At 42.4% G+C, this 2,270-nt stretch carries 3 protein-coding genes; 2 read left to right on the forward strand and 1 reads right to left on the reverse strand.

The features are described 5' to 3' along the window. Window positions 1-464 (reverse strand): exodeoxyribonuclease III (locus AC075J_RS18035; RefSeq protein ID WP_476390582.1); only part of this gene is annotated, 464 nt, incomplete at its 3' end. 218 nt (window positions 465-682) lie between these two features. Between AC075J_RS18035 and AC075J_RS18040 the strand changes: the two genes are divergently transcribed. After that, window positions 683-1,060 carry a DUF1292 domain-containing protein gene (locus AC075J_RS18040; RefSeq protein ID WP_008707569.1) on the forward strand — a complete coding sequence of 126 codons (378 nt, stop codon included), beginning with the start codon at window positions 683-685 and terminating at the stop codon, window positions 1,058-1,060. Between the two features lie 263 nt (window positions 1,061-1,323). After that, window positions 1,324-2,270 (forward strand): leucine-rich repeat domain-containing protein (locus tag AC075J_RS18045; RefSeq protein WP_476390583.1); only part of this gene is annotated, 947 nt, incomplete at its 3' end.

Here is a 2,270-nt window from a genome sequence, read left to right on the forward strand (position 1 = left end):
TTCAGGTCGATCTCCTGATGTGCCACATTGAAATCCCCGCAGCAGATCACAGGCTTACTTTCCTGCAATTTCAACAAGTATGCCAGAAAATCCTCTTCCCAGTGCATACGGTATTCCAGTCTGCGCAGTTCACTCTGGGAATTTGGTGTATATACAGTCACCAGATAAAATTTTTCATATTCCAGGGTGATCACACGCCCTTCTTTGTCATGTTCCTCAATTCCAATTCCATACACCACAGACAGTGGCTCTTTCTTTGTAAAAACAGCAGTTCCGGAATATCCCCGTCTGTTGGCATAATTCCAGTACTGATAATATCCCGGAAGTTCCAGCTTCACCTGCCCCTGCTGGCATTTCGTTTCCTGCAGGCAGAAAATATCCGCATCAAGTGCTGCAAAGCTCTCTTCAAACCCTTTGCCAATGCATGCACGTATACCATTTACATTCCATGAGATTAATTTCATAATCAACTGATCCCCTTTGTTTTCTTATTAGCCCTGTTCAGCATTTGCTAACGATTCTCCCCTGAACACTTCTGGTCTATTATAGCACGTTTCATGACTGTAAAAAACCTCTTTTTCTCCGGTTTCTGCTCATTGCATTTTTTTCCGGTTTCTGCTACAATGAACTGACATCAGATAAACATAGTCCCTGATAAATAAGAAAGAATGAGGAATATAAAATGAGTGACGAATTTACAGCTGGCGGATGTAACCCGAGTGACTGCGCTTCCTGCGGTGGTGGATGCAGTTCAGCCGGCGGATGCGATCCTGTTGAAAACCACAAGACAATCACCCTTACCATGGAAGACGATACAGAGGTAGAATGTGCGATCCTCACCGTTTTCCCGGTAGATGCGAAGGAATATATCGCACTTCTCCCACTTGATGAGAACGGTCAGAATGAAAGCGGCGAGGTTTACCTCTACGCATTTGCCCGTACTGAGAGCGGTGATCCGATGCTTTCCAACATCGAAAGCGACGAAGAATATGCAAAAGCCGCAGTTGCTTTTGACACAGTGCTTCAGAATGCAAAAGATTCAATGGAAAAAATTGATTAAGATCAAAGAACAATTATAGCAATTCCGGTATTTTATGGAATTGCTATAATTATTTTACCAAAATGTTACTGTTCACTCCGTTCACAGTAACACCAAAACACCTCTCAGGATAACTTCTAACCAATAGTTAATAGACATCTCCTTGTTCCAACTGTATACTGGATATAAAGATTATATTTGTGGCCAGAATCTATTCTGTCCCGGATCACTGTATCAGAAAATCCATATACACCCAAATATTCAAAACAAGGAGGGCTTACATAATGAAAAAGAAAAAATTTCCGGTTTTTATTCTATGCTCACTTCTAACCCTTACCAATATTCAGACACCATGGGCATTTTCGGATGAAGCACCCGATGATCCGGTATTTTCGGATGAATCGGTCGATGATCCGGTATTTCCGGTTGAACTGCCCGACGATCCGGCATTTTCTGACGAAATCACTCCTGATGAAGCAACATACGCCAAAGACACTGCAGATATATCTGCTTCCGGAAATTCCATTCCGATCACTGCTGACAGTGGATTTGCAGACCCTGTTTTCCAAAAATGGATTTCCGAAAACATTGATACAGATCGCAACGGGCTTCTCTCTGACGAGGAAATCTCCATGTGCACAGAAATCAGTATTCCTTCCATGTCAGTCGATTCCCTGGAAGGCATCGAATATTTTTATAATCTGAAAACCCTGGACTGTTCTGACAATGAACTGCTGTTTCTCGATGTATCAGCCAACACAGTTCTGAAATCTCTGAACTGCTCGCACAACAATCTGCTCAGTCTGGATCTCTCCTCATGCAAAAAACTGAAAGATCTTGACATCTCCTTTAACAACTGTGGGAGCAACAGTTCCATCAGTCTTCCCAAAAGTTTTTCTGTGGAGAAATTAAACATCTCTTCTGTTGTTCTTGATGATTTTGATTTCTCCCGTTTTTCCAGACTGAAAGAACTGGATTGCAGCAACTGTAATCTGCGCGCTCTTAAACCTGCATCTATGCCATCACTGGAAAAGCTTATCTGTTCCGGCAATCTCCTGGATACCCTGAACTTAAGCCGTCTTTCCGGTTTGAAATATCTGGACTGTTCTTCCAACAGTATACAGACTCTGAAACTGCCGGACACCAGATCACTGAATACCCTTTACTGCCAGAATAATCTTCTCACTAAACTGAACCTCTCCGGTTTTTTATCACTGAAGAAACTGAACTG

It is taken from the genome of Blautia sp. ZXY-1-C6, assembly GCF_056339875.1.

Coding starts and splice junctions, on each gene's coding strand:
- AC075J_RS18040 (WP_008707569.1), top strand. CDS start 683: ATGAGTGACGAATTTACAGCTGGCGGATGTAACCCGAGTGACTGCGCT.